The sequence below is a fragment of the Oleiphilus sp. HI0123 genome, from assembly GCF_001635315.1.
In genome coordinates this window covers 1-946 of record NZ_LWGE01000212.1, presented here as the reverse complement: position 1 = coordinate 946, position 946 = coordinate 1, and the positions used below count along the sequence as shown (strand labels likewise).

Sequence of the window (946 nt, the reverse complement as noted above, 5' to 3'; positions counted from 1 at the left end):
CTACTAAGGTTCCCGTTACGGGTACCTGTCGGTAGTCACTAGGTGCGATAACAACCTTACTGCCAATTCTATGGTCTGAGGTGTAACGCTTGTCTAGTTGCCGAGGTTGGGCTTCTCTCCCGATATCGATCGCCGTATCGATACTAATTTCATTGTCAGGAGAGTTGGTGAAAGCCTTCATTTTTTGGTACCAAGCCAACGCGGCTGTATTCTTGGAAATATCCTTTTTAAGGCCGACTTCCGTCAGAAACCAGAAACAATGATAAGCAGAGAAGTCTAGAATATTCGGTGTGTTACCACCGATAAACTCATTCGAGCTTAAGTTTTCTGATAGATAGCTTAGACCTTGCTTAATATGTTTGTTGGCTGATCTAGGGCTGCCGAGGGATACCGAGGCTTTGGCGCCCATTTCTATCCTGTCTTTCAAGAACAGAAGTAAATTCCATAAGCCTTTGTCTTTAGCAATACGTCGAAGTAATGATAAAGAGAATGCTTTATTTACACATGCAAAAAATAGCTTTGATTCAAGCCATTGTCTTTCAGTTAGAAGGCCTTGATTCAGAGCTTCGTTGGCTAACGATGGTTCGTCAGCGATAGCGGCGAGTTCATCAGCTATAAGGCTCGTATCACAAAAAATATCAGCTCCCACCTGTGCCACTGGTATTCTGTTATAACCTCCTGAAAGTAAGTCCAGTTTGCCTCGTGGCGGCGCTTCTGAGGTCAGACAGGAGGACCACTCTTGGTTGGTATAGCCAAGCATCGCTCTTATTTTTTCAGAGAAAGGAGACAGAGGGTAGTGGTGCAGTATTATGCTCATTGAAGATGTTCCAGAATAACAGGCTTAGTTGATATCCAGGCTATCTAAGCATAAAACTGTCTCGTGGTATAGTTCGCAATGCAAACTGCTGTATTTGGCTGTTGTGGCTAGGTGCTAGAACCAGGAGTG

1 protein-coding gene is annotated in these 946 nt (G+C 44.2%); it reads right to left on the bottom strand.

Translation table 11 applies throughout. From position 1 onward, the window contains the following. Positions 1-817 (bottom strand): glutathione S-transferase family protein (locus tag A3761_RS02020; protein ID WP_068749695.1); only part of this gene is annotated, 817 nt, incomplete at its 3' end. Between the last annotated feature and the right edge of the window lie 129 nt (positions 818-946).